General features: G+C 51.9%; 1 protein-coding gene. It reads right to left on the bottom strand.

Annotated elements, in window-relative coordinates:
• Positions 1–236: 236 nt before the first annotated feature.
• On the bottom strand, positions 237–701 hold the full coding sequence (locus ACOI1H_RS25880; RefSeq protein ID WP_422441217.1) for a hypothetical protein: 465 nt from the start codon (positions 699–701) through the stop codon (positions 237–239).
• Positions 702–821 lie beyond the last annotated feature (120 nt).

The raw sequence follows: 821 nt of genomic DNA, 5'->3' as shown, positions 1-821 counted from the left end.
CACCCAACGGTCAGTATCGACGGTCATGTAGCCAGCCTCACGGGCACAATGCTCCAGCGGCGTCAGTGCGGCCAGGCGTGTCTTGAAGGCAGCCATGCGCTCCGCTCCGGTGGTTGCGCGGTCAGGATTGGTGCGAGGGCGTCCGGCCATAATGTATTTCCTCCAGGTCGCGTTAAGGTTGAGGTGCGGCATGGGGCGCGAACAGGTCGGCATTACAGAAAATAGAGTGCCTGTAATCAGTTGCCAACGCTTAATGAGACCACGCGATCATCGACAAATTCAATCGTATCTCTATCTATTCCGTAATCACCGTATTTGTAAGTCCAGCGAGAGTATTTGCGATCGCCGGAAATATAGTATTCGTCTTCTTCGTCTGGCAAGCCCCATGCGCAAGTGGCTGCGAGGTCTGTCATGCCAAGTTCGACGTCGCCTGTCAAAGCGCTGTCAAAGTCTTTGCGCGATATATCGCCACGATTAAGGACCTCCAGCAAAAGGCGTTTTGCTGTCTCGCGGTTGGTGGACGGGGCATCATATGTAAAATAGGATGCGGCATCGCAGATATCGCTTGATGCAATACCTGAAAGTTCAGGTGCGGTCCCGATGACTTCCATATCCTGGTTATAATAGGGGTCTGCGCAGGCTGTGGCGGTCAGGGCAACGACCAAGGACAAGACTGTTTTGTGAAGTTTTTCGCGTAACATGTTTGCTTCCAATTTGCTGCTTTTCTAAGATCAGCATACGACGAGAGCTAAGATCCTTGAGTTCATATCTGACTATTCGAAATTTCAGGCAGGCCAGCAAAGTTGACGTTGGGATGCCCT

Origin of the sequence: Loktanella sp. DJP18, assembly GCF_049310965.1 — a bacterium.
GTDB lineage: Bacteria > Pseudomonadota > Alphaproteobacteria > Rhodobacterales > Rhodobacteraceae > Loktanella.
Note: the sequence above shows the minus strand (reverse complement) of the source record. Positions and strands in the feature narration are given on the sequence as shown.